The 21,726-nt window shown below is 71.9% G+C and carries 15 protein-coding genes and 2 tRNA genes; 15 read left to right on the top strand and 2 right to left on the bottom strand.

Annotation, left to right across the window (positions count from 1 at the left end; genetic code table 11):
* Positions 1 to 385: 385 nt before the first annotated feature.
* From dnaA to QOZ86_RS01330, 7 genes are all read left to right on the top strand, one after another.
* Positions 386 to 2,143, top strand: coding sequence for a chromosomal replication initiator protein DnaA (gene dnaA, locus QOZ86_RS01360; protein WP_284490145.1), 1,758 nt, complete (start codon positions 386 to 388; stop codon positions 2,141 to 2,143).
* A 1,094-nt stretch (positions 2,144 to 3,237) separates the two neighbouring features.
* Entirely contained in the window at positions 3,238 to 4,398 is a 1,161-nt protein-coding gene (gene dnaN / locus QOZ86_RS01355; protein ID WP_284490144.1) for a DNA polymerase III subunit beta, read from the top strand.
* A 124-nt stretch (positions 4,399 to 4,522) separates the two neighbouring features.
* The gene (gnd, locus tag QOZ86_RS01350) at positions 4,523 to 5,455 is read left to right on the top strand and encodes a phosphogluconate dehydrogenase (NAD(+)-dependent, decarboxylating) (protein WP_284490143.1); all 933 of its coding nucleotides are present in this window, start codon (positions 4,523 to 4,525) and stop codon (positions 5,453 to 5,455) included.
* Positions 5,456 to 5,593: 138 nt separating this feature from the next.
* The gene (gene recF, locus QOZ86_RS01345) at positions 5,594 to 6,772 is read left to right on the top strand and encodes a DNA replication/repair protein RecF (RefSeq protein WP_284490142.1); all 1,179 of its coding nucleotides are present in this window, start codon (positions 5,594 to 5,596) and stop codon (positions 6,770 to 6,772) included.
* Positions 6,773 to 6,999: 227 nt separating this feature from the next.
* On the top strand, positions 7,000 to 7,500 hold the full coding sequence (locus tag QOZ86_RS01340) for a DciA family protein (protein ID WP_284490141.1): 501 nt from the start codon (positions 7,000 to 7,002) through the stop codon (positions 7,498 to 7,500).
* A 44-nt stretch (positions 7,501 to 7,544) separates the two neighbouring features.
* The gene (locus tag QOZ86_RS01335) at positions 7,545 to 8,507 is read left to right on the top strand and encodes a hypothetical protein (RefSeq protein WP_284490140.1); all 963 of its coding nucleotides are present in this window, start codon (positions 7,545 to 7,547) and stop codon (positions 8,505 to 8,507) included.
* 10 nt (positions 8,508 to 8,517) lie between these two features.
* On the top strand, positions 8,518 to 10,290 hold the full coding sequence (locus tag QOZ86_RS01330; RefSeq protein ID WP_284490139.1) for an ABC transporter ATP-binding protein: 1,773 nt from the start codon (positions 8,518 to 8,520) through the stop codon (positions 10,288 to 10,290).
* A 132-nt stretch (positions 10,291 to 10,422) separates the two neighbouring features.
* Here the strand turns inward: QOZ86_RS01330 and QOZ86_RS01325 are convergent, their stop codons facing one another.
* Complete coding sequence (locus QOZ86_RS01325; RefSeq protein WP_284490138.1) at positions 10,423 to 11,928, bottom strand: SDR family oxidoreductase; 1,506 nt, start codon at positions 11,926 to 11,928, stop codon at positions 10,423 to 10,425.
* Between the two features lie 286 nt (positions 11,929 to 12,214).
* Here QOZ86_RS01325 and gyrB point away from each other — a divergent pair, with 286 nt between their 5' ends.
* From gyrB to QOZ86_RS01285, 8 genes are all read left to right on the top strand, one after another.
* Positions 12,215 to 14,248, top strand: a complete 2,034-nt coding sequence (gyrB, locus tag QOZ86_RS01320; RefSeq protein ID WP_284490137.1) for a DNA topoisomerase (ATP-hydrolyzing) subunit B — start codon at positions 12,215 to 12,217, stop codon at positions 14,246 to 14,248.
* Positions 14,249 to 14,397: 149 nt separating this feature from the next.
* On the top strand, positions 14,398 to 18,126 hold the full coding sequence (gene gyrA, locus QOZ86_RS01315; protein ID WP_284490136.1) for an intein-containing DNA gyrase subunit A: 3,729 nt from the start codon (positions 14,398 to 14,400) through the stop codon (positions 18,124 to 18,126).
* Between the two features lie 107 nt (positions 18,127 to 18,233).
* Positions 18,234 to 18,980 (top strand): DUF3566 domain-containing protein, encoded by a 747-nt coding sequence (locus QOZ86_RS01310; RefSeq protein ID WP_284490135.1) that lies wholly within the window; start codon positions 18,234 to 18,236, stop codon positions 18,978 to 18,980.
* A gap of 314 nt (positions 18,981 to 19,294) precedes the next feature.
* A tRNA-Ile gene (locus QOZ86_RS01305) sits at positions 19,295 to 19,368 on the top strand.
* Positions 19,369 to 19,448: 80 nt separating this feature from the next.
* Positions 19,449 to 19,589 carry a DLW-39 family protein gene (locus tag QOZ86_RS01300; RefSeq protein WP_284490134.1) on the top strand — a complete coding sequence of 47 codons (141 nt, stop codon included), beginning with the start codon at positions 19,449 to 19,451 and terminating at the stop codon, positions 19,587 to 19,589.
* A 24-nt stretch (positions 19,590 to 19,613) separates the two neighbouring features.
* A tRNA-Ala gene (locus QOZ86_RS01295) sits at positions 19,614 to 19,689 on the top strand.
* 117 nt (positions 19,690 to 19,806) lie between these two features.
* Entirely contained in the window at positions 19,807 to 20,340 is a 534-nt protein-coding gene (locus QOZ86_RS01290; protein WP_284490133.1) for a peptidylprolyl isomerase, read from the top strand.
* Positions 20,341 to 20,468: 128 nt separating this feature from the next.
* Positions 20,469 to 21,230: a rhomboid family intramembrane serine protease gene (locus tag QOZ86_RS01285; protein ID WP_284490132.1), complete on the top strand. Its 762-nt coding sequence runs from the start codon at positions 20,469 to 20,471 to the stop codon at positions 21,228 to 21,230.
* On the opposite strand, the gene QOZ86_RS01280 is transcribed toward QOZ86_RS01285, so the two are convergent.
* Positions 21,220 to 21,642 (bottom strand): PH domain-containing protein, encoded by a 423-nt coding sequence (locus QOZ86_RS01280; RefSeq protein WP_284490131.1) that lies wholly within the window; start codon positions 21,640 to 21,642, stop codon positions 21,220 to 21,222. The genes QOZ86_RS01285 and QOZ86_RS01280 overlap by 11 nt on opposite strands.
* Between the last annotated feature and the right edge of the window lie 84 nt (positions 21,643 to 21,726).

The raw sequence follows: 21,726 nt of genomic DNA, 5'->3' as shown, positions 1-21,726 counted from the left end.
GCCGGGAGCGACCCGCCGCCCCGATCGGCCACAGCGTTGCCGGGCTGTGGACGAGGCTGTTAGCGTCGCCGTCGCTCCGCGTCGGACGTCAGGGTCACGACGCGCGGGCCGACCCCGTCGGTCGACCGACCGCCGAGCCACTCCTCCAGCCGCCCGATCTGGGCCGTGACCAGCAGCGATGCTGTTCCGGCCGCAGCCCCGTGCGGGGCCGGCGAACCATCCCGCCGGCCGTGCACAGTCTGTGGACACCGGTGTGGACCACGTGCGTGCGTGTGTCCACAACCGGGTGCACCCAGCGGTGGACGGCGCACGGGGAAGCACGGCACGGACGCGCCGGCGCACCCGGACCGGCCGCAGGGTCGACTGCACGAGGAGGACGAGCGGCATGGCCGACACGCCGGATCTGCCAACGGTCTGGGACCAGATCCGCGAGCGGCTGGCCACCAGTCTCTCCCCCCAGCAGAACGCCATGCTGAACCTCACCCGCCCGGTGGGGCTGGTGGAGGGCACCGCGGTACTGGCCGCACCCAACGAGTTCACCCAGACCGTGCTCGAGTCCCGGATGCGCCGGGTCCTCGCCGAGGCGCTGTCCGAACAGTTCGGGCGCGACATCCACGTCGCCGTCCAGCTGGAGGACTCGCCCTCCGCGCCGCCGGCGGAGGTCCGCGACGACGAGCCGACGCGACGGCCGTGGTCGGCCGCCGAGGCCCAGCGAGCCGAGGAGGACCGCGCCACCCGCGACCGGGCCGACGACGGCCGCAGCGCCTTCGGGGTGCGGACCGACGTCGTGGGGACCGCGGCGCCGTGGGACCGCGGCGCGACGGCCGACCGCCCCTCGCCCGCGGGCTTCCCCCCCGTGCGCGAGCTGCACCCGGCCGATGGCCCGCAGCGGCCGCCCGTGGACCGCGGTGCCCCGGAGGACTGGAGCACCACCACGTGGGGCGCCGGGCCCGCCGGCACCGAGGCCGGCGGCCGCGACTGGGGCGGCGAGGACGACCGCACCGCCGACGTGCTGCCCTTCGACGTGGACGGGGCGGCGGGAGAGCAGCGCCGGTCCGGCGGCGGGGGGCGGGCGCGGCGTCCCGAAACCGGTCGCCCCGCCGGCCTGGACCCCGGCCTGAACGCGAAATACGTCTTCGACAGTTTCGTCATCGGCAACAGCAACCGGTTCGCCCACGCCGCGGCGGTCGCGGTGGCCGAGGCCCCGGCCCGCGCCTACAACCCGCTGTTCATCTACGGCGAGTCCGGTCTGGGCAAGACGCACCTGCTGCACGCCATCGGCCACTACGCCGCGCGGATGTTCCCCAACGTCCGCGTGCGGTACGTGAGCACCGAGGAGTTCACCAACGAGTTCATCAACCTGGTGCACTCCGGCCGGGCCGAGGACTTCCGCCGTCGCTACCGGGACATCGACTTCCTGCTGATCGACGACATCCAGTTCCTCGAGCGGGCCGAGCGCACACAGGAGGAGTTCTTCCACACCTTCAACACGCTGCACAACGCCAGCAAGCAGATCGTGATCACCTCCGACCGCCCGCCGAAGAAGCTGACGACGCTGGAGGACCGGCTGCGCACCCGCTTCGAGTGGGGCCTCATCACCGACGTCCAGGCGCCGGACCTCGAGACCCGCATCGCCATCCTCCGGAAGAAGGCCTGGGGCGAACGGCTGCAGGTGCCCGACCCGGTGCTGGAGTTCATCGCCAGCAAGGTGCAGACCAACATCCGCGAGCTGGAAGGCGCCCTGATCCGGGTCACCGCGTTCGCCAGCCTCAACAAGCAGCAGGTCGACCTGCCCCTGGCCGAGCTCGTCCTCAAGGACCTGATCAGCGACGAGCAGGGCCCGCAGATCACCGCGGCGATCATCATGGCCGCCACGGCCGAGTACTTCTCCGTGACGATGGAGGAGCTGCAGGGCACCAACCGCAGCCGAACGCTGGTCAACGCCCGGCAGATCGCGATGTACCTGTGCCGGGAGCTCACCGAGCTCTCCCTGCCCCGCATCGGCGCATCCTTCGGCGGCAAGGACCACACCACGGTCATGCACGCCGTCAAGAAGATCACCAACCTGATGAGCGAGCGCCGGGCCACCTACACCCAGGTGACCGAGCTGACCGCACGGATCAAGAGCCGCGCCCGGCAATAGAAGGACCCCCTCCCTCTCACCACTCGCACGCTCGTGGCGAGCCTCCGGAGGGGCCGGACGGACGACACCGCGGCCAACGGCCGTCCCCCAGTGGCACTGAGCGCGTCCGTCCCGCCTGCGCGGAGGCCTCCGGCCCCCACTCGGCGCGACCCTGCCTGTGCCGTTCCCCAGTCCCCCCTACGCGGCCAACAGCCGTCCCGACCTGAGCCGGCCCCATCCGTCCCCGGGTGATCCGGGGCCTTCGAGAGCGCCCGCGGGGACGCCGCTCCCCTCCCGTGGAGGGTCACCGTCCGCAGGGGATGCGGTCACCGTCCGGGCAGGCGCCACAGACCGTGCCGCACCGGTCGACAAGTCGTTGTCCACACCTGTGTGGATCCCTGGGGACGGCGGAATCGCTGGTTCGACGCCCGTCGACCTGCACGACAGGGACGGTCCACGTCGACAGATCGAGAAGTTGTCCCCAAGGATGTGCACAGCTTGGGGGAAAGTCGCGCGCGACCGATCCACCGCCGTCGATACAGGGACGCCGGACGCCGCGCGGATCAGCGCCCCACAAGCCTCGTCGCCCGACTGACCTGCGAGAACATGCTCTAACGCCGCATCCGGCCGATACCTGGGCCGCCGTGCCCGGCGGACGGCCGGCGCCTCCTGGGGACGGCACGGGGAGAGGCGGGGGACAGCAGGTGGATCGATGCGGAGCCCGGTGCACAACCGTCGATCTGTCCACGTGTCGACAACAGGAGGATGCTGACCGCCCACAATCGGCCAACAGCCCCATTCGACCGCTGACCTGGGGAAAGGAGCCCGATCCCCAGGTTCCACACCTGTGATGACGAGGATGAGGGAGTTATCTCGAGAAGTTCTTGAACCCCATTCTGGGTGGGGACGCTGCGCCGGCAGGGCTCCCGGACGGTCTCCAGCAGGAGCGAGCGCCCGTCGAGGGACCGGGGTTTCCCCACGGGGCACTGCAACAGGCACGATGAGCACCGCACCGGGGCCGTTGCGCTCCGCTGCACGACGAACACGAGCTCCGGGCCCGCACCGGTCGCCTCCGGGTGACCACGGGAACGGACCGAACATGGGTGGGTCGAGAGATGAAGTTCCGGGTGGCACGTGAGGTGCTCGCCGACGCCGTCGCCTGGACGGCGCGCAGCCTGCCCCCGCGGCCGTCGGTGCCGGTGCTGGCGGGCATCCTGCTCGAGGCCGACGGGAACCAGCTGTCGGTCTCCGGCTTCGACTACGAGGTGTCGGCACGCGCCGAGGTCGACGTCCAGACCAGCGAGAGCGGTCGCGTGCTCGTCCCGGGCCGGCTGCTCGCCGAGATCACCCGGGCGCTTCCTCCGCACCCGGTGGAGATCACCGCGGAGGGCCCGCGCCTGGCCATCACCTGCAGCAATGCCCGGTTCAGCCTCCCCACCCTGCCGGTGGAGGACTACCCCTCCCTGCCGTCGATGCCGTCGGCCGCGGGCATCGTCGACAGCGACGTCTTCGCCGAGGCGGTCGCCCAGGTCGCCGTCGCCGCCGGCCGCGACGACACGCTCCCGATGCTCACCGGTGTCCGGCTGGAGATCGACGACGACCGGATCACGCTGGCCGCCACCGACCGCTACCGCCTCGCCGTCCGCGAGTTCACCTGGCGGCCGGAGACCTCCGGCCTGTCGGCGGCCGTGCTCGTGCCGGCCCGCACGCTGGCCGAAGCGGCCAAGACACTGACCAGTGGCCCGGAGCTCACGCTGTCGCTGTCGTCGGGCAGCTCGGGCGAAGGAATCCTGGGCCTGTCCGGCAAGGACCGTCGGACGACGACGCGGCTGCTGGACGCCGAGTTCGTGAAGTACCGCGCGATCATGCCCAACGAGTCGCTGGCCAACGCCGCGCTGCCGGTCGGCCTGTTCACCGATGCCGCCAAGCGCGTCGCGCTGGTCGCCGAGCGCGGTACGCCGTTGCGGTGCGAGTTCACCCCCGGTCAGGTCACCCTGCGGGCCGGTGGCAGCGACGACGAGGGCCAGGCCGAGGAGCGCTGCGACGTCGACTTCGAGGGCGAGCCGCTCACCATCGGCTTCAACCCGACGTTCCTGCTCGACGGCCTCGCCGCGGTGCACACCGAACGCGCGCGGATGGACTTCACCAGCCCGCTCAAACCCGCGGTGCTCTCCGGTGTCGACGAGCCGTCGACCGACGACGCCGAGCGGGCGGCCCCGGCCGCGCCGCCCGGCAGCTACCGGTACCTGATCATGCCGGTGCGGCTGCCGGGCTGAGAAAGGACCTCCTCGCCCCCCACGGCTCGCGGGCTCGCCGCGGGGCCCTGCGAGGAGGCCGAGGTGTCAGGTCACCCGGGAGCGAGCACGATGAGCAGGACCACGACGACGGAAGGACGGCATCGTGCAGCTGGGGCTGATCGGGCTGGGCAAGATGGGCGGCAACATGGCGGAGCGGCTGCGCCGCGCCGGACACGAGGTCGTGGGCTACGACCGCGCCCCGGGCAAACGCGACGTCGACAGCCTGCCGGAGTTGATGGAGGCGTTGAGCGCACCACGGGTGGTCTGGGTCATGGTGCCCTCGGGAGAGCCGACGAAGGCGACCGTCAAGGAACTCAGCGAGCTGCTCAGCCCGGGCGACGTCGTCATCGACGGCGGGAACTCCAAGTACACCGACGACCAGCTGCACGACGTCATGATGCGCGAGAAGGGCATCGGCTACATCGACGCCGGGGTCTCCGGCGGGGTCTGGGGCCTGGAGAACGGCTACGCCTTGATGGTCGGGGGCACCAAGGAAGACGTCGCCAAGGCGCAGCCGATCTTCGACGCCCTCAAGCCGCCGGCACCGCACGACGAGTCCGGGCAGGAGATGCCGGGCGCCGGGTTCGTGCACGCCGGGCCGGTGGGCGCCGGCCACTTCAGCAAGATGGTCCACAACGGCATCGAGTACGCGCTGATGCAGGCCTACGGCGAGGGCTACGAGCTGCTGGCCGCCGTCGACCTCGTCGAGGACGTCCCGGGCGTCATCGCGTCGTGGACCCAGGGCACGGTCATCCGCTCATGGCTGCTCGACCTGCTGGTCCGGGCGCTGGACGAGGACCCGGAGCTCGAGGAGATCAGCGGCTACGCCGAGGACTCCGGCGAGGGCCGCTGGACCGTCGAGCAGGCGATCGAGAACGCCGTCCCCGTGCCGACCATCGCCGCCTCGCTGTTCGCCCGCTTCTCCTCCCGCCAGGAGGACTCGCCGACGATGAAGGCGGTCGCCGCGCTCCGCAACCAGTTCGGCGGGCACGCGGTGCGCGCCGTCCAGGCGCAGGAGGCCGAGCGGCCCGCGTGAGCAAGGACCCTCCTTCCCCCCACGCCTCGGTGGAACACGCCCAGGAGGACCTGAACGTTCGCGTGCTCAGGACGGGCCCCGGGGCTGGGCGGACCCTGAAGGGCGGCCGTTCCAGTACCTCACCGCAGGGGTGCTGAGGTGTACCTCAGGCACCTGCAGGTCGGGTCCTTCCGCAGCTGGGAGCGGGTGGACCTGGCCCTGCCCCCGGGACCGACCGTCTTCGTCGGTCGCAACGGGGAGGGCAAGACCAACCTCGTAGAGGCCGTCGGCTACCTCGCCACCATGAGCAGCCACCGGGTGTCCGGCGACGCCCCGTTGGTGCGGCACGGCGCCGGACAGGCGGTGGTGCGTGCCGCCCTCCGTCGCGGCGACCGCGAGCTGCTGGTCGAGATCGAGATCAACCCCGGGAAGGCCAACCGGGTGCGGGTCAACCGCGCCCCCCTGCCCCGCCCGCGGGAGTTGCTGGGCCTGGTGCGCACGGTGCTGTTCGCGCCCGAGGACCTCTCCCTGGTCCGCGGCGACCCCACCGAGCGGCGCCGCTTCCTCGACGAGCTGCTCGCCACCCGGACCCCGCGGCTGGCGGGGGTCCGCAGCGACTACGAGCGGGTGCTCAAGCAGCGCAACGCGCTGCTGAAGACCGCCCGGCTGGCCCGTGGCAAGGCCATGGAGACCCTCGACGTCTGGGACGGGCACCTGACCGACCTCGGCGGGCAGCTCCTGGCCGCCCGGCTACGGCTGGTCGCCGACCTCGCGCCCTACGTCGGTGAGTCCTACGCCGGTGTCGCCGGGAACGGTGCCGCCGTGGCGGGGCTCGGGTACAGCTCGACCGTGCCGCTGGCCGGCGACGGCGCGGCCCTCGGCGCCGGCGTCGAACTGCCGACGGTCGCCCAGCTCACCGAGGCGATGCGCGCGCGGGTCGCGGAGCGCCGGGGCGATGAGCTGGACCGGGGCGTGACGCTGGTCGGACCCCACCGGGACGACCTGGTCATCCACCTCGGGCCCGCCCCGGCGAGGGGATTCGCCAGCCACGGGGAGTCCTGGTCCCTGGCGCTGGCTCTCAAGCTGGCCACCTTCGCACTGCTGCGGATCGACGGGGAGGACCCGATCCTGGTCCTCGACGACGTCTTCGCGACCCTCGATGCCGAGCGTCGGGCCGCGCTGGCCGCCGTGGCCCGGTCGGCCGAGCAGACGCTGATCACGGCAGCGGTGATCGACGACGTGCCGGCCGAGCTGCGGTCGACCCGCGTCGAGGTGGGGAACGGGATGGCGCTCGTGGTCAAGGACGCCGTTCCGGCCGGGAACGGGGACCCGCCGTGAGCGAGCTTGCGAGCTCACCAAGGGGCACAGCAGCGTCGCGAACGCGGCCGACGAGCGCCAGCGAGGAGGACCCGTGAGCGAGCTTGCGAGCTCACCAAGGGGCACAGCAGCGTCGCGAACGCGGCCGACGAGCGCCAGCGAGGAGGACCCGTGAGCGAGCTTGCGAGCTCACCAAGGGGCACAGCAGCGTCGCGAACGCGGCCGACGAGCGCCAGCGAGGAGGACCCGTGAGCGAGGAACGCCCGGCGCGGCCCAGCGACATCGCCCGTGCCGCCCTGGATGCGGCCCGCGCGGCGTCGGCGGCCCGCCCGAAGCCCACCCGCCGCCGGATCGCCGGCCCGAAGCGTGCCTGGAGCGGTCCGGGACCCGGCGCCGACGACCCGCAACCGCTGGGCCGGCTGGTCGACTCGCTGGTCAGCCAGCAGGACTGGTCCTCGCAGACCTTGGTGGGTTCGGTGTTCGGCCGGTGGGACACGATCGTCGGCCCGGACATCGCCTCCCACTGCCGCCCGGAGACCCTGACGGAGGGGGAGCTCCTCGTCGTCGCGGAGTCCACGGCGTGGGCCACCCAGCTGCGGCTGCTGGCCCCCTCGATCCTGGGCAGGCTTCGCGCGCAGGTCGGCGGGGACGTCGTGACGCGGTTGCGCGTTGTCGGTCCGACGGCCCCGAGCTGGAAGAAGGGCCCGCGCTCGGTGCGCGGGCGGGGGCCCCGCGACACCTACGGATGAGGCGCCCGACCGCACGAGGTCGGCGCCGGGAGGACGATGAAGGCATGAGCACCCCCCGTGACGGTGACCGCGACGGATTCGACGACGGCGACGGCGGCGGCTGGCGCGAGCCGCCGCACCTCGGCGGCGGCGCCGCCGGCGAGGACGCGGACCAGCCCAACTTCGCCGACCGCCGGAAGAAGCCCCGGGACGACGAGCCGGCCGCGGGCCAGGCCTGGCAGCCGCCCGGCTGGGACCTGCCCCCGGCCGCTCCGCAGCGCCCGGTCCCGCCGTCGCCGGACGCCGCAGAACCGGCAGAACCGCAGGACGCCGCTCCGCAGGACGCTCCCCCGACGGCCCAGGGGTTCCCGCCACCGGCTCAGGCGCCGGCTCGCGGAGGCGGTCTGTTCGGCCGCCGCCGACGCGAACCGACCATCGCCGAGCGCGTGTTCCGCTACGAGGGCGACCTCGTCGGCGCCCAGGGGTGGGCGCTGCAGCAGGGGTGGACCGTCTCCGACGGCACCGCGCCGGAGGACGCCGTCCTCGCCGACCTGATCGCCGGCTCACCGGTGCGCGCGACCAAGGACCACCGGGCGGGCAACGTGCTGCGCGGCCGCGCCGGCACCCTGGAACTGGTCGCCTTCGACGTCGTCTACGCGTCGGGCCGGTACGTCGTCCCCGAGTACGCGATCACCGCCGTCCCGATGCTGGGTGCCGTGCCAGGTTTCCGGCTCAGCCCCGCCCGGTTCTGGCGGCACGGCACCGGCGGACTGCTGCCGATGCCCAGCGGTGACGATGCCTTCGACGCCCGCTGGCTCCTGCTGGCCGCCGAGGACAGCCCGCAGCTGCGCCGGCTGGTCCAGGACCCGGCCGTGCACGGCCTGCTGCTGGGCACCGACGACGGCGACGAGTTCTGGTCCGGAGCTGGTCACGTGGCGGCGGTCCGCCCCGACGGGCACCGGCCGCAGCTGCTCGAGCACCACGCCCGACTGCTGACGGCGCTCGTCGGTTCCCTCACCGTCGGCTGACGACGGACCCGTGGCCGCCCCGGTAGACCCCGAGAGATCCGCCGCGCCGGCGGCCGCCGGTCTGCGGGACCTGCTCCCGCTGCTGCGGCCGCACCGCCGCGCGCTGCTGATGGCCGCCGGCCTCTCGCTCGTGGGGGCGGCGGCTGCCCTGGCCCAGCCCGCGCTGGTCGCCCGTGTCATCGAGGTGGTGGGGGCGGGGAAGCCCCTGCTGCCCGCGGTCGGCCTGCTGGTCGTCGTCCTCCTGGCGTCGTCCGCGCTGCGCGCGCTGCAGCACTTCGTCCTCCAGCGCACCGCCGAGGGGTTCGTCCTCACCACCCGGCTGGTCCTGACCGACCGGCTGCTGCGCCTGCCGGTGGCGGAGTACGACCGCCGCCGCACCGGCGACCTGATGTCCCGGGTCGGCTCGGACACCACGCTGCTGCGGGCGACGGTCACCGCCGGCGTGGTGGAGGTGGCCGGATCGGTGGTGGTCGGGGTCGGCGCCCTCGTCGCCATGGCGGTGGTGGACGTCTGGCTGCTCCTGCTGACGGTGCTCGCCGTCGCGATCGGCGCCTCGACCGCGGTCCTCGCCTCGCGGGGCGTGCGCCGCATGTCCCAACGCGCCCAGGAGGAGGTGGGCGCGATGACCGCGGCGGTGGAGCGCGCCCTGTCCGCGGTGCGGACGATCCGGGCCAGCGGCGCGACCACCCGCGAGGCGGCCGCCGTCGGGGCCGGCGCGGAGCGGGCCTACGCCGCGGGTGTGCAGGTCGCGCGGCGTGAGGCACTGGTCTCGCCGGCCGGATCGATCGCCGTCCAGGGCGCGTTCCTGGCGGTGCTCGGCGTCGGCGGGTACCGGGTGGCCAGCGGCTCGATCGGCGTCGCCGATCTGGTCGCCTTCATCCTGTACCTGTTCCTGCTGGTCATGCCGCTGGGGCAGCTGATCGGCGCCTGGACGCAGTTGCAGACCGGTCTCGGCGCGCTCACCCGGATCCAGGAGGTGCTCGGCCTGGACCCGGAGGAGGACGACCGGCCAGAGCGTCCCGCCGTCGGTGTCCCGACCGCCCGGCGCGGCGAGGCTGCCCTGCTCGAGCTCGAGGACGTCTCGTTCAGCTATCCCGACGGAACTCCGGTGCTCCGCGGCGTCTCGCTCCGGATCGCCCCGGGCAGCCGGGTCGCCCTGGTCGGTCCCTCGGGTGCGGGGAAGTCGACCGTCCTGGCGCTGATCGAGGGCTTCTACCCGGTCGACTCGGGCACGATCCGCTGGGCCGGGACCGACGTGCGGGAGCTGCCGCGGGCCGTGCTGCGGGCCCGGCTCGGCTACGTCGAGCAGGAGGCCCCCGTCCTGGCGGGGACGGTGCGGGACAACCTGCTCCTCACCCGTCCCGACGCCACCGATCCGGAGCTGTGGGCGGTGCTCGCCGACGTCGGCCTCACCCAGGTCGTCCGGCGCTCCCCCCGCGGTCTCGACGTCGCGGTCGGTGACGAGGGGGTGCTGCTCTCGGGCGGGGAGCGCCAGCGCCTGGCCATCGCCCGCTCGCTGCTCGCCCGGCCCGAGCTGCTGCTGCTCGACGAGCCCACCGCCAGTCTCGACGCACGTAACGAGAGCTTGCTGCGGGAGACCCTGACGGCGGCGTCGGCCGGCCGGACGCTGCTCGTCGTCGCCCACCGGCTGTCCACGGTGCTCGACAGCGACGAGATCGTCGTGCTCGACCAGGGCCGGGTCGTCGCCCGCGGCACGCACGCGGAGCTGGTGGACCGCAGCCCGCTCTATCACGAGCTGGCCGCCGCCCAACTACTGGTCTGAGCGTGGCTGGGATCAGGTGCCCTGGTCGTCGAGCGTCCTCGCACACGGTCGCCGTCGAGGGAGGACGCCGAGGGCCGAGGGAGGACGCCGAACGGTGCGGGAGGACGGCGGCCACCGGGGCGCACCGCCACGTCATCGCTCGGCGGCGCGCGCGATGCCGCGGAGCATGCCCCCGAAGACGAACCCGTGGAAGGCGGCGACCGCCCACCAGTAGAGATGGCCGGCCAACCCCCGGGGGGCGAAGGTCGCCCGCTGGCGGACCAGGGCGCCGCCGGTGACCGGGTCGTGTTCCACGTGGAACTCCAGCCATGCCAGGCCGGGCAGTCGCATCTCGGCCCGCAGCCGGAGCAACCGCCCCTTCTCCAGCTCCTCGACGCGCCAGAAGTCGAGGGCGTCACCGACGTAGAGCCGGTCGGGGTCCCGCCGTCCCCGGCGCAGCCCCACCCCGCCTACCGCCCGGTCCAGCCAGCCGCGGACCCACCAGGCCAGCGGCCAGGAGTACCAGCCGCGTTCGCCGCCGATGCCCTCGACCACCTCCCAGACCGCCGCAGGTGGTGCGGCGGCCGGCCGGATCCGGTCGTCGACGTAGAGGCTGCCGCCGGCCCAGTCCGGATCGGTGGGGAGCGGGTCCGACGGTGCACCGGGTACCGACGCCGACGCCCAGCGCGTGGTCACCGCCGAGTCCTGGATCCGCTGGATGGCCAGCCGCACCGCGTCGTCGAAGCCCAGCAACCCCTCCGGCGGGTCGGGCACGTACGACGCGATGTCGTGCTCGTGGCAGACGACCGTGTTGCGCAGCGACTCCACCAGCGGCCGGGCGATCGACGCGGGCACCGGGGTGATCAGCCCGACCCAGTGGCTGGACAGCGACGGCGAGAACAGTGGCACCGGGACGATGCGGCGCCGCGGGAGCTCGGCCACGCCGGCGTAGCGCTGCATCATCTCGGCGTAGTTCATGACGTCGGGGCCGCCGATGTCGAAGCAGCGGTGCACGTCGGCCGGCAGCCGGGCGCAGGCCACCAGGTACCGGAGCACGTCGCGGATGGCGATCGGCTGGATCCGGCTGTGCACCCAGCGCGGGGTGACCATGACCGGCAGCCGCTCGGTCAGGTTGCGCAGCATCTCGAACGACGCCGATCCCGAGCCCAGGACGACGGCCGCCCGGAGCACGACGGTCGGTACGCCGGACCCCAGCAGGATCGCCGCCACCTCGGCGCGGGAGCGCAGGTGCGGGGAGAGCGCCTCGTCCTCTGGCTCGAGCCCGCCGAGGTAGACCAGCCGGCCGACACCGGCCTCGCGCACCGCCCCGGCCACGACCATCGCCGTGCACCGGTCGGTCTCCTCGAACTCCGGCCCGGTGCCGAGGGAGTGGATCAGGTAGTAGACGACGTCCACCCCGGAGCAGGCCTGGGCGACCGCCTCCGCGTCGCCCGCGTCGGCGCGCGCGACGTCGACGTCCGCGGCCCAGGGGTGGTCGCGCAGCCGCTCCGGGGAACGGCTCATGACCCGGACCCGGTGACCGGCGGCGAGCAGCTCCGGAACCAGCCGTCCACCGACGTACCCGGTGGCGCCGGTGACCAGGCAGGTGAGCGGCGCGGAGGCGGGCGGAGGACCGGATGGGTCGTCCGGTGCGGCCATGCGCCCGAGTCTGCGGGTCGCCCGGCCCTCCCGCCCGACGCGGTGGACCGCCCCATCGCGTCGACGACGGCGTGTCGGCAGCGGGGGTAAGAGCGATGGTGGCGTGACTTCCCCGAGAGGCGCAGACACGACGTCAGGGCGTGGACGGCGCTGTTCCTGTCAGACCTCGCGGTATCGTGGGACCCGGAAACCGTCAGCAACCGGCTCAGCGCCGCTCTGCGCCGTTCCGCCCCCTGTCCCTGTGTCAGGGGCGAGGGTCGCCGGTTGCTCGAGAGGAAGGCCCCACGTGGTCGCAGCACCCCAGACCGAGAACGCCTACTCGGGCAGCTCCATCACCGTCCTCGAGGGTCTCGAGGCGGTGCGCAAGCGCCCTGGCATGTACATCGGATCCACCGGTGAGCGCGGCCTGCACCACATGATCCAGGAGGTCGTCGACAACTCCGTCGACGAGGCGCTCGCGGGGCACTGCGACACCGTCCGGGTCACCCTGCTGGCCGACGGCGGCGTGCGGGTCGAGGACAACGGCCGCGGCATCCCGGTGGACATGCACCCGGTGGAGAAGCGGCCCACCGTCGAGGTGATCATGACCGTCCTGCACGCGGGCGGGAAGTTCGACGGCAAGAGCTACGCCGTCTCCGGTGGTCTGCACGGCGTCGGTGTCACCGTCGTGAACGCGCTGTCCACGGCGCTGGACGTGCGCGTCTGGCGGGACGGGACCGAGTGGCACCAGCACTACGACATGGCCAAGCCGGGTCCGCTGGAGAAGATCGGCCCCACCACCAAGCGCGGCACCCAGATCACCTTCTGGGCCGACGGTGACATCTTCGAGACGACGTACTACTCGTTCGACCACATCAGCCGCCGGCTGCAGGAGATGGCCTTCCTGAACAAGGGGTTGACGATCGTCCTGCGCGACGAGCGCCCCGGGAAGAGCAAGACCGAAACCGGCCTGGCCGAGGAGGTCTCGCTCGTCGAGGAGGCGCCGGCGCCGGCCGCCGAGCCGGAAGCCTCCGAGCCGACCGAGATCACCTACCGCTACGACGGCGGTCTCATGGACTACGTCGCCCACATCAACGCGAAGAAGAGCCCGATCCACAAGTCGGTCATCAGCTTCTCCTCCGAGGGCCTCGGCAAGAACGACATGCGCATGTCGGTCGACGTCGCGATGCAGTGGTCGGAGGCCTACTCCGAGTCGGTGTACTCGTTCGCCAACGTCATCAACACGCACGAGGGCGGCACCCACGAGGAGGGCTTCCGCACCGCGCTGACCTCCATCGTCAACCGGTACGCCGAGGAGAAGAAGCTCTTCAAGGCCAAGGACGAGAAGCTCACCGGTGAGGACATCCGGGAGGGCCTGGCCGCGATCGTCTCGGTGAAGATCGGCGACCCGCAGTTCGAGGGCCAGACGAAGACCAAGCTCGGGAACACCGAGGTGAAGGGCTTCGTGCAGAAGGTCTGCAACGAGCAGATCCAGCACTGGTTCGAGGCCAACCCCACCGAGGCCAAGACGATCATCAACAAGGCGTCGTCCGCGGCCCGTGCCCGTCGCGCGGCGCAGGACGCCCGCAAGCTGGCCCGCAAGAGCCTGCTGAGCAACAACTCTCTGCCGGGCAAGCTGGCCGACTGCCGCTCCACCGACCCGCGCTCCTCGGAGATCTACATCGTCGAGGGCGACTCGGCCGGTGGTTCGGCCAAGTCCGGCCGCGACTCGATGTTCCAGGCCATCCTCCCGATCCGCGGAAAGATCATCAACGTCGAGAAGGCACGCATCGACCGGGTCCTCAAGAACAACGAGGTCCAGTCGATGATCACCGCGTTCGGCACCGGCATCCACGACGAGTTCGACCTGTCGAAGCTCCGGTATCACAAGATCATCCTGATGGCCGACGCCGACGTCGACGGCCAGCACATCCGCACGCTGCTGCTGACCCTGCTGTTCCGCTTCATGCGGCCGCTGGTCGAGGCCGGTCACGTCTACCTGGCCCAGCCGCCGCTGTACAAGATCAAGTGGGGCGGCAAGCACGCCGACGACTACGTCTACACCGACCGGGAGAAGGACGCCGTGATCCGCGCGGCCGCCGAGTCCGGTCGCAAGGTCAAGGACGACGCCATCCAGCGGTTCAAGGGCCTCGGCGAGATGAACGCCAAGGAGCTGTGGGAGACCACCATGGACCCGGAGACCCGCATCCTGCTGCAGGTCACCCTCGAGGACGCCGCCACTGCCGACGAGTTGTTCAGCGTGCTCATGGGCGAGGACGTCGAGGCCCGTCGGAGCTTCATCACCCGCAACGCCAAGGACGTCCGATTCCTGGACGTCTGAGACGCACCTGCCGGTGTGGGACACGAGCAGCTCCGCTGCACTGACGAACCAATACAAGAAGCGTCGCCTGCGGCGAGGGATGAACGAAGCCGCAGACCCCACTCGCAAGCTCGCATTCTGCGGGTTCATTCACCCTGAGGACCTGAACCGTGACGGAGACCCCACCCCGCGACCGCGTCGAGCCGGTCGACCTCCAGCAGGAGATGCAGCGGAGCTACATCGACTACGCGATGAGCGTCATCGTCGGGCGCGCACTGCCGGAGGTCCGCGACGGCCTCAAGCCGGTGCACCGACGGGTGCTGTACGCGATGTACGACCAGGGCTTCCGGCCCGACCGCAGCTACGTCAAGTGCGCCCGCGTCGTCGGCGAGGTGATGGGTAACTACCACCCGCACGGCGACACCTCGATCTACGACGCGCTCGTCCGGCTGGCCCAGCCCTGGTCGATGCGCTACCCGCTGGTCGACGGCCAGGGCAACTTCGGCTCGCCGGGCAACGACCCGGCCGCCGCCATGCGGTACTGCACCGTCTCGGAGACGCTGATCCGCACCGTCGACGGGACCGTTCCCATCGGCGAACTGGCTCGGGGCATGGCCCCCAACAGCGACCGCGACCTCGAGCTCAAGGTCCTCGACCGCAATGGCGATCCAGTGCTGGCGAGCAAGGTCTTCCACTCCGGGACGCACCCGGTCAGGAAACTGACCACCACTGGCGGCTTCTCCCTCACCGGCACGGGCAACCACCCGGTGCTCTGCCTGGTCAGCGTGCTGGGTGTGCCCACGCTGCTCTGGAAGCTCCTGGACGAGATCGCGCCCGGCGATCGAGTGGTGCTGCAGCGCATGCCACGCGAGGAGCAGGACATTCCCTCTGCCGGCGATGCCGATGCCGCCCTGCTGGCCGGCGCGTTCGTGAGCGAGGGGTGGGTCTCCGGGGGGCGAGCCGGGTTCAACAACCTCGACGGCGAGTTCTTCGACGCCGTCCTGGCCGCCTACGACCGGCACGTGGGTGGCCGGCGATACGTCTCGTCCCGGGTGATCGCCTCCGGCAACGTGCTGCACGAGCTGGATGTTCAGGACCTCGCCTCGTTGCGGCGCACCGATCTGGCCGACATGGTCGGGGAACGCAGCGCGGACAAGCGCGTACCCGGGTTCCTCTGGCGGGCGACCATCGGCACGCGTCGGCTGTTCCTGCAGGCGCTCTTCGAGGGGGACGGCTCGTCATCCCTGCTTCCGCGCAACACGATCCAGATCAGCTACTCCACGCGCAGCGATCGGCTGGCGCGTGAGGTCCAGCAGCTGCTGCTCGAGTTCGGCGTCGTGTCCAGCCTGTGCCGGTACGGCAGCGGCGAGATCAAGGTCGTCGTCAGCAACCGGCGTGACGCGCGGCTGTTCGCGGCCAACGTCGGCTTCTGGGGACGCAAGCAGGACAAGCTCACCGCCGAGCTGGGGCAGGTGCCGGCCGAGAGCACCGCGATGTCCAGCGACCACGTGCCGTTCGTCGCCGACTTCCTACGCGCCACTGGGGCGGGCCGGTGGACCGAGCGGGACTGGCTGCGCCGGCACAACATCGATCGCGTCGAGCGGTGGGAGCGCGACCGCGACCTCATCGAGGCCAACGTCACGAACGCCGAGGCACTGGCCGTCGTCGCCCCGCTGGTCGACGGTCGCTTCCACTATGCCGAGGTGGCCTCGGTTGAGGCGGCCGGGGAAGCGCCCGTGTTTTCGCTGAAGGTGGAGTCCAAGGACCACGCCTTCCTCACCAACGGGTTCGTCAGCCACAACACCGAAGCGCGGCTGACCCCGCTGGCCATGGAGATGCTGCGGGACATCGACGAGGAGACCGTCGACTTCCAGCCCAACTACGACGGCAAGAACCAGGAGCCGCTGGTCCTGCCGGGACGCATCCCGAACCTGCTGATCAACGGCTCTGCCGGCATCGCGGTCGGCATGGCGACGAACATGCCCCCGCACAACCTGCGCGAGGTCGCGGCCGCGGTCTTCTGGGTGCTCGAGCACCCCGACGCCGAGCCGGAAGAGGCGCTGACCGCCTGCATGGAACGGATCAAGGGCCCCGACTTCCCGACCCACGGGTTGATCGTGGGCCGCGAGGGCATCGAGGACGCCTACCGGACCGGTCGCGGCTCGGTTCGCATGCGCGCCGTGGTCACCGTCGAGGAGGACGCCCGCGGCCGGGTCCAGCTCGTCTGCACCGAGCTGCCCTACCAGGTCAACCCCGACAACCTGGCCGAGTCGATCGCCGAGGCGGTCAAGGACGGCCGGCTGCAGGGCATCAGCGAGATCGCCGACGAGTCCAGCGACCGGGTCGGCCGCCGACTGGTCTTCACGCTCCGCCGCGACGCCGTCGCCAAGGTCGTGCTGAACAACCTCTACAAGCACACCCAGCTGCAGACCACCTTCGGCTGCAACATGCTCTCCATCGTCGACGGCGTCCCGCGGACGCTGCGGCTGGACGAACTCGTGCGCGAGTACGTGAACCACCAGATCGAGGTCATCCAGCGGCGCACCCGGTACCGGCTGCGCAAGGCCGAGGAGCGCGCGCACATCCTGCGCGGCTACGCCAAGGCGCTCGACCAGCTGGACGCGGTCATCGCGCTCATCCGCAACAGCGAGTCCGCCGACGCCGCCCGCACGGGCCTGATGGAGCTGCTCGACGTCGACGAGATCCAGGCGACCGCGATCCTGGACATGCAGCTGCGCCGGCTGGCCGCTCTCGAGCGGCAGCGGATCCTCGACCAGCTGGCCGAGATCGAGCGCGAGATCGCCGAGCTGCAGGCCATCCTCGCCTCGCCGGAGCGGCAGCGGCAGATCATCCACGACGAGCTCGCCGAGATCGTGGAGAGGTACGGCGACGACCGGCGCACCCAGTTCATCGCGAACGACGGCGACGTCTCCATGGAGGATCTCATCGCGGAGGAGGAGGTCGTCGTCACCATCACCCGCACCGGGTACGCGAAGCGGACGAAGAGCGATCTCTACCGCTCGCAGCGCCGGGGCGGCAAGGGTGTGATGGGTGCGGCCCTGAAGCAGGACGACATCGTCGACCACTTCTTCGTGGGCTCCACGCACGACTGGATCCTGTTCTTCACGAACAAGGGCCGGGTGTACCGGTCCAAGGCCTACGAGCTGCCGGAGGCCAACCGCACCGCCCGGGGCCAGCACGTGGCGAACATCCTGGCCTTCCAGCCGGACGAGAAGATCGCCCAGGTCATGCAGATCAAGGACTACTCGGTGGCGCCGTACCTCGCGCTGGCCACCGCGCGTGGGCAGGTGAAGAAGACCCGGCTGACCGACTTCGACTCCCCACGCCAGGGTGGCGTGATCGCCATCAACCTGCGCGACGGCGACGAGCTGGTCGGTGCCGTGCTGATCAACCAGGACCAGGACCTGCTCCTGGTCACGCGCAAGGCCATGTCCATCCGGTTCACCGCCGATGACGTCGCACTGCGGCCGATGGGACGGGCCACCGAGGGCGTCCGCGGCATCGCGCTGTCCGAGGACGACCGGCTGCTGTCGATGATGGTCGTCCAGGAAGGCGTGGACGTCCTCGTCGCCACCGAGCGCGGGTTCGCCAAGCGCACCGGCATCGAGAACTACCCGAACCAGGGGCGGGGCGGCAAGGGCGTGCTCACCGCCGACCCCAAGGCGCGGAAGGGTGCGCTGGTCGGCGCCCTCGCGGTGACCCTCGGGGACGAGCTGTACGCCATCACCTCCGGCGGCGGTGTCATCCGCACCCCGGTCAACGGCGTGCGGCACAACAAGGACCGGGCCACTATGGGTGTCAAGCTCATGAACTTGCCTGAGGACGTCAGCATCGTGGCAATCGCGCGTACGACGGACAACGACGAGCCCGCGGCCTAGGGTGAGTGGTTAGTCAGGCACGTGGCCATGGCTCCGCGGCGGTCGTAGACCGCCGCGGAGCGCGGTACCGAGGTAGCGGCATCGCCGCTGGGGAACGGGAGACTGGTATGAGCGACCGGACGCAGGGTTCGGTGCGCACCGACTCCTGGACCGGGGACGGGGCTCCCGCCGAGGGTGCCCCGACCGCCGGGGACGCCTCCACGACGCAGGCCATCCCGGCGACCGGCAGCCAGCGGGCCCAAGGGCCCGGCACCGGTGCCGGCGCCGTCCCGGTGGTCCCGCAGCCACTCGGCCCGCAGACCGGCGCGTCGCCGGCACAGTCCCCCGCAGGTGCCCCGCCGGCCCCTGCAGGTCCCCCGCCCTTGCCCGCGCCCGGCTCGCCCGCGGCCGGGGGAACCACCGCGGCAGCGTCCACCACCGAGGCCAGCGGACCGGCCACGGGGACGACGTCGGCCACCAGGCCGACCCGCGGTCGGCAGGCCGGTCGCGGTCCTCGGCGGGCCCGCCTCCAGCTGCGGCACATCGACACCTGGTCGGCGCTGAAGATCTCGCTGGTGCTGTCGATCGCCCTCTTCTTCATCTGGATGGTCGCGGTCGGGCTGCTGTACCTGGTGCTGAGCGGGCTCGGTGTCTTCGAGGCCGTCAACGACCTGTTCGGGCAGATCGGCAGCGCTTCGGGTGCCGAGGGCGGCGGTGACGTGCTCACGCCGGGTGTGATCTTCTGGGGTGCCGCGGTCGTCGGTGCGATCAACGTCGTCCTGCTGACCGCGCTGTGCACCGTGGGGACCTTCATCTACAACCTGTGCTCCGACCTCGTCGGCGGCCTGGAGGTCACCCTCTCCGAGCGGGACTGAGCTCTGTCCGTCGCGGTCCTCCGGACCGCACCGCGGGCGATGACATGGCGGTCCTCCGGACCGCACCGCGGCCAGGTGCCGTCCCCCGGGTGCGTTGAGCCCTGCTCGCGCACTCGTCGGGGAGCCTCCGGCTCCCACTCCTCGCACACGCCCCGCAGGGCGGCTCGCCCGAGGGTTCCGCAAGCGGGCGCCGTCTCCGGCTCATGATCCGCGCAGCCCGGCCCCTCTGGGGAACCCTCCGGGCCCCGCTCGACGGACCGGAGGACCCCCTCGTCGGGGCAGGGCCGGGGCCAGGTACGCTGTTCGAGGTTCACGGGCCTGTAGCTCAGGCGGTTAGAGCGCATCCCTGATAAGGATGAGGCCGGAGGTTCAAGTCCTCCCAGGCCCACCCGTGTGCCGGAACGTCGGTTCCGCGCTCCTCCGGTCGTCGCCTCCGCGGCGGGCGAATCGCTCGAGGAGGTTCTCCACGTGCTGAAGAAGCTGGCGCTCGTCGCCGTCGCAGCCGGGGCCCTGGCCGCTGTCCGGAAGCGCTCGGCGGGCCGCACCGAGGCCGACCTGTGGCACGAAGCCACCAGTGGGCCGGGGGCGGTCAGCACGCCGACCCGCTGAGCCACCGGCCTTCCGGGGCCACCCGGGGACGTAGCTCAATTGGCAGAGCACCGCCTTTGCAAGGCGGGGGTTAGGGGTTCGATTCCCCTCGTCTCCACCAGGACGTCGATACCAGCACGTCGATCCGCCCGCGGATCCACGTGGAACATCACCACGGGCAGAGGTCCCGTCCAGCCCCGCGACGCCTCACCGATGCAGCGGTGGGAGAGTGGAGGGCGTGACTGAATCGACTCCCGCCCGCCGCGCGGTCCTGCACACCAATCACGGCGACATCACCGTGGACCTGTTCCCCGACCACGCGCCCAAGACCGTGGCCAACTTCGCCGACCTGGCCGAGGGCCGTCGCGAGTGGACCCACCCTGCAACGCGCGAGAAGACCACCGACAAGCTCTACGACGGCACGGTCTTCCACCGCATCATCGAGGGCTTCATGATCCAGGGCGGTGACCCGCTCGGTCAGGGCATCGGCGGGCCGGGCTACCAGTTCGGTGACGAGATACACCCCGACCTGGCCTTCACCAAGCCCTACCTGCTGGCCATGGCCAACGCCGGCCCTGGCACCAACGGCTCCCAGTTCTTCATCACCGTGGCGCCCACGACCTGGCTGACCGGGAAGCACACCATCTTCGGCGAGGTGGCCGACCAGTCCGGCCGCGACGTCGTCGACCGGATCGGGAAGGTCGCGACCGGCCGCAACGATCGCCCGGCCGAGGACGTCGTCATCGAGTCGGTCGAGGTGCAGCGCAGCTGAGCACCGGACCTGACGGCGGGGGCGCCGGCGGCCAGCCGGTTCCCCCGCCACCGGCGTGCTACCGCCATCCCGGGCGGCCCACCGGCATCTCGTGCACGCGCTGCGGCCGACCGATCTGCCCGGAGTGCATGATCCCGGCGTCCGTCGGCTTCCAGTGCCCGGCCTGCGTCCAGCAGGGTGCGGCGACGACGCGCGCGCCACGCCGCACGTCCGGCATCCGCGGCGCCGCCGCGCGCTGGGGCACCGTCACCCTGTCCCTGATCGCCATCAACGTCGTCATGTTCCTGGTGACGGCCGTCTCGGCCGGGCTGGCCGGCTTCGCGCCGCTGGACAACTTCCGGTCTCCGGTCTTCGCGGAGTTCTCCCAGTACCCGCTGGCCGTCGAGTTCGGCCAGCCCTGGCGGCTGCTGACCGCCGCCTTCCTGCACATCGGGCTGCTGCACCTCGCGCTCAACATGCTGGCGCTGCTCGTCTTCGGTTCCGAGCTGGAACGTCAGCTGGGGCGGTGGCGCTACCTGGGCCTCTACCTGGTCTCCGCGCTGGGCGGCTCGACGGCGATCCAGCTCTTCGGTGACCCCTTGCGTCCCGTGGCGGGCGCATCAACGGCGATCTACGGCCTGCTGGGTGCGCTCGGGGTGCTGATGCTGCTCCGCCGGCAGGACGTCCGGGGGATCCTCGTCCTGCTGGCCATCAACGTGTTCATCAGTTTCCTTCCCGGGGTGTCCCTGCTCGGGCACCTCGGCGGGCTGGTGACCGGTGCCGCCGTCGCTGCGCTGCTTGTCTTCGCCCGCCGGCGCCGGCCGGTCCAGGCCGCCGGCCTCGCCGCGATCACCGTCGTCCTCCTCGCACTGGCGCTGGGCGTCTCGACCCTCGCCGTGGTCACCCTCTAGGCCTCGCTCCGCGCGCGGCGTCTAGGGCGCGGGCGACCTCGCGGGGGTCGGTGCCCAGGTCCCACCGGCCGAGGACGACGAGCAGGCCGTCGTCCTCACCGGCCGGCGGCCAGGCGTCCAGTTCCAGCGTGCGCACGGTGGTGCCCCACCGCCGGGCGGTGCGCACCTGCACCCGCAGCAGCCCCCACGGCAGCAACCGGCGGCCGGTCAGCGTGCGCACCTCGACACCGTCGGCCCCGGCCGCCAACCGCGGCCGCAGCAGCGCCTCCCGGACGGCCAGTGCGAGGAGCAGCACGGCCGCTCCGCCCACCAGGAACCGGCCGGCGGTGTCCAGCAGCAGAGCGGTCGCGCCCGACGCCACGCCGGCGACCGCGAGCGAAGCCGGCACGAGAGCGGGAGGAGACCACTGCACGCCCTCAGCCTGCCAGGTGTGGCGCGGGACATACGATCGCGACGGGGCAGCCGGTTGCCGGTGCCTGACCGTCGTCGACGAGGA

The organism is Blastococcus capsensis (assembly GCF_030165005.1).
Classification (GTDB): Bacteria; Actinomycetota; Actinomycetes; order Mycobacteriales; family Geodermatophilaceae; genus Blastococcus; species Blastococcus capsensis.
The sequence above is the reverse complement of the archived record's forward strand: the minus strand, read 5'-3'. Positions and strand labels throughout refer to the sequence as shown.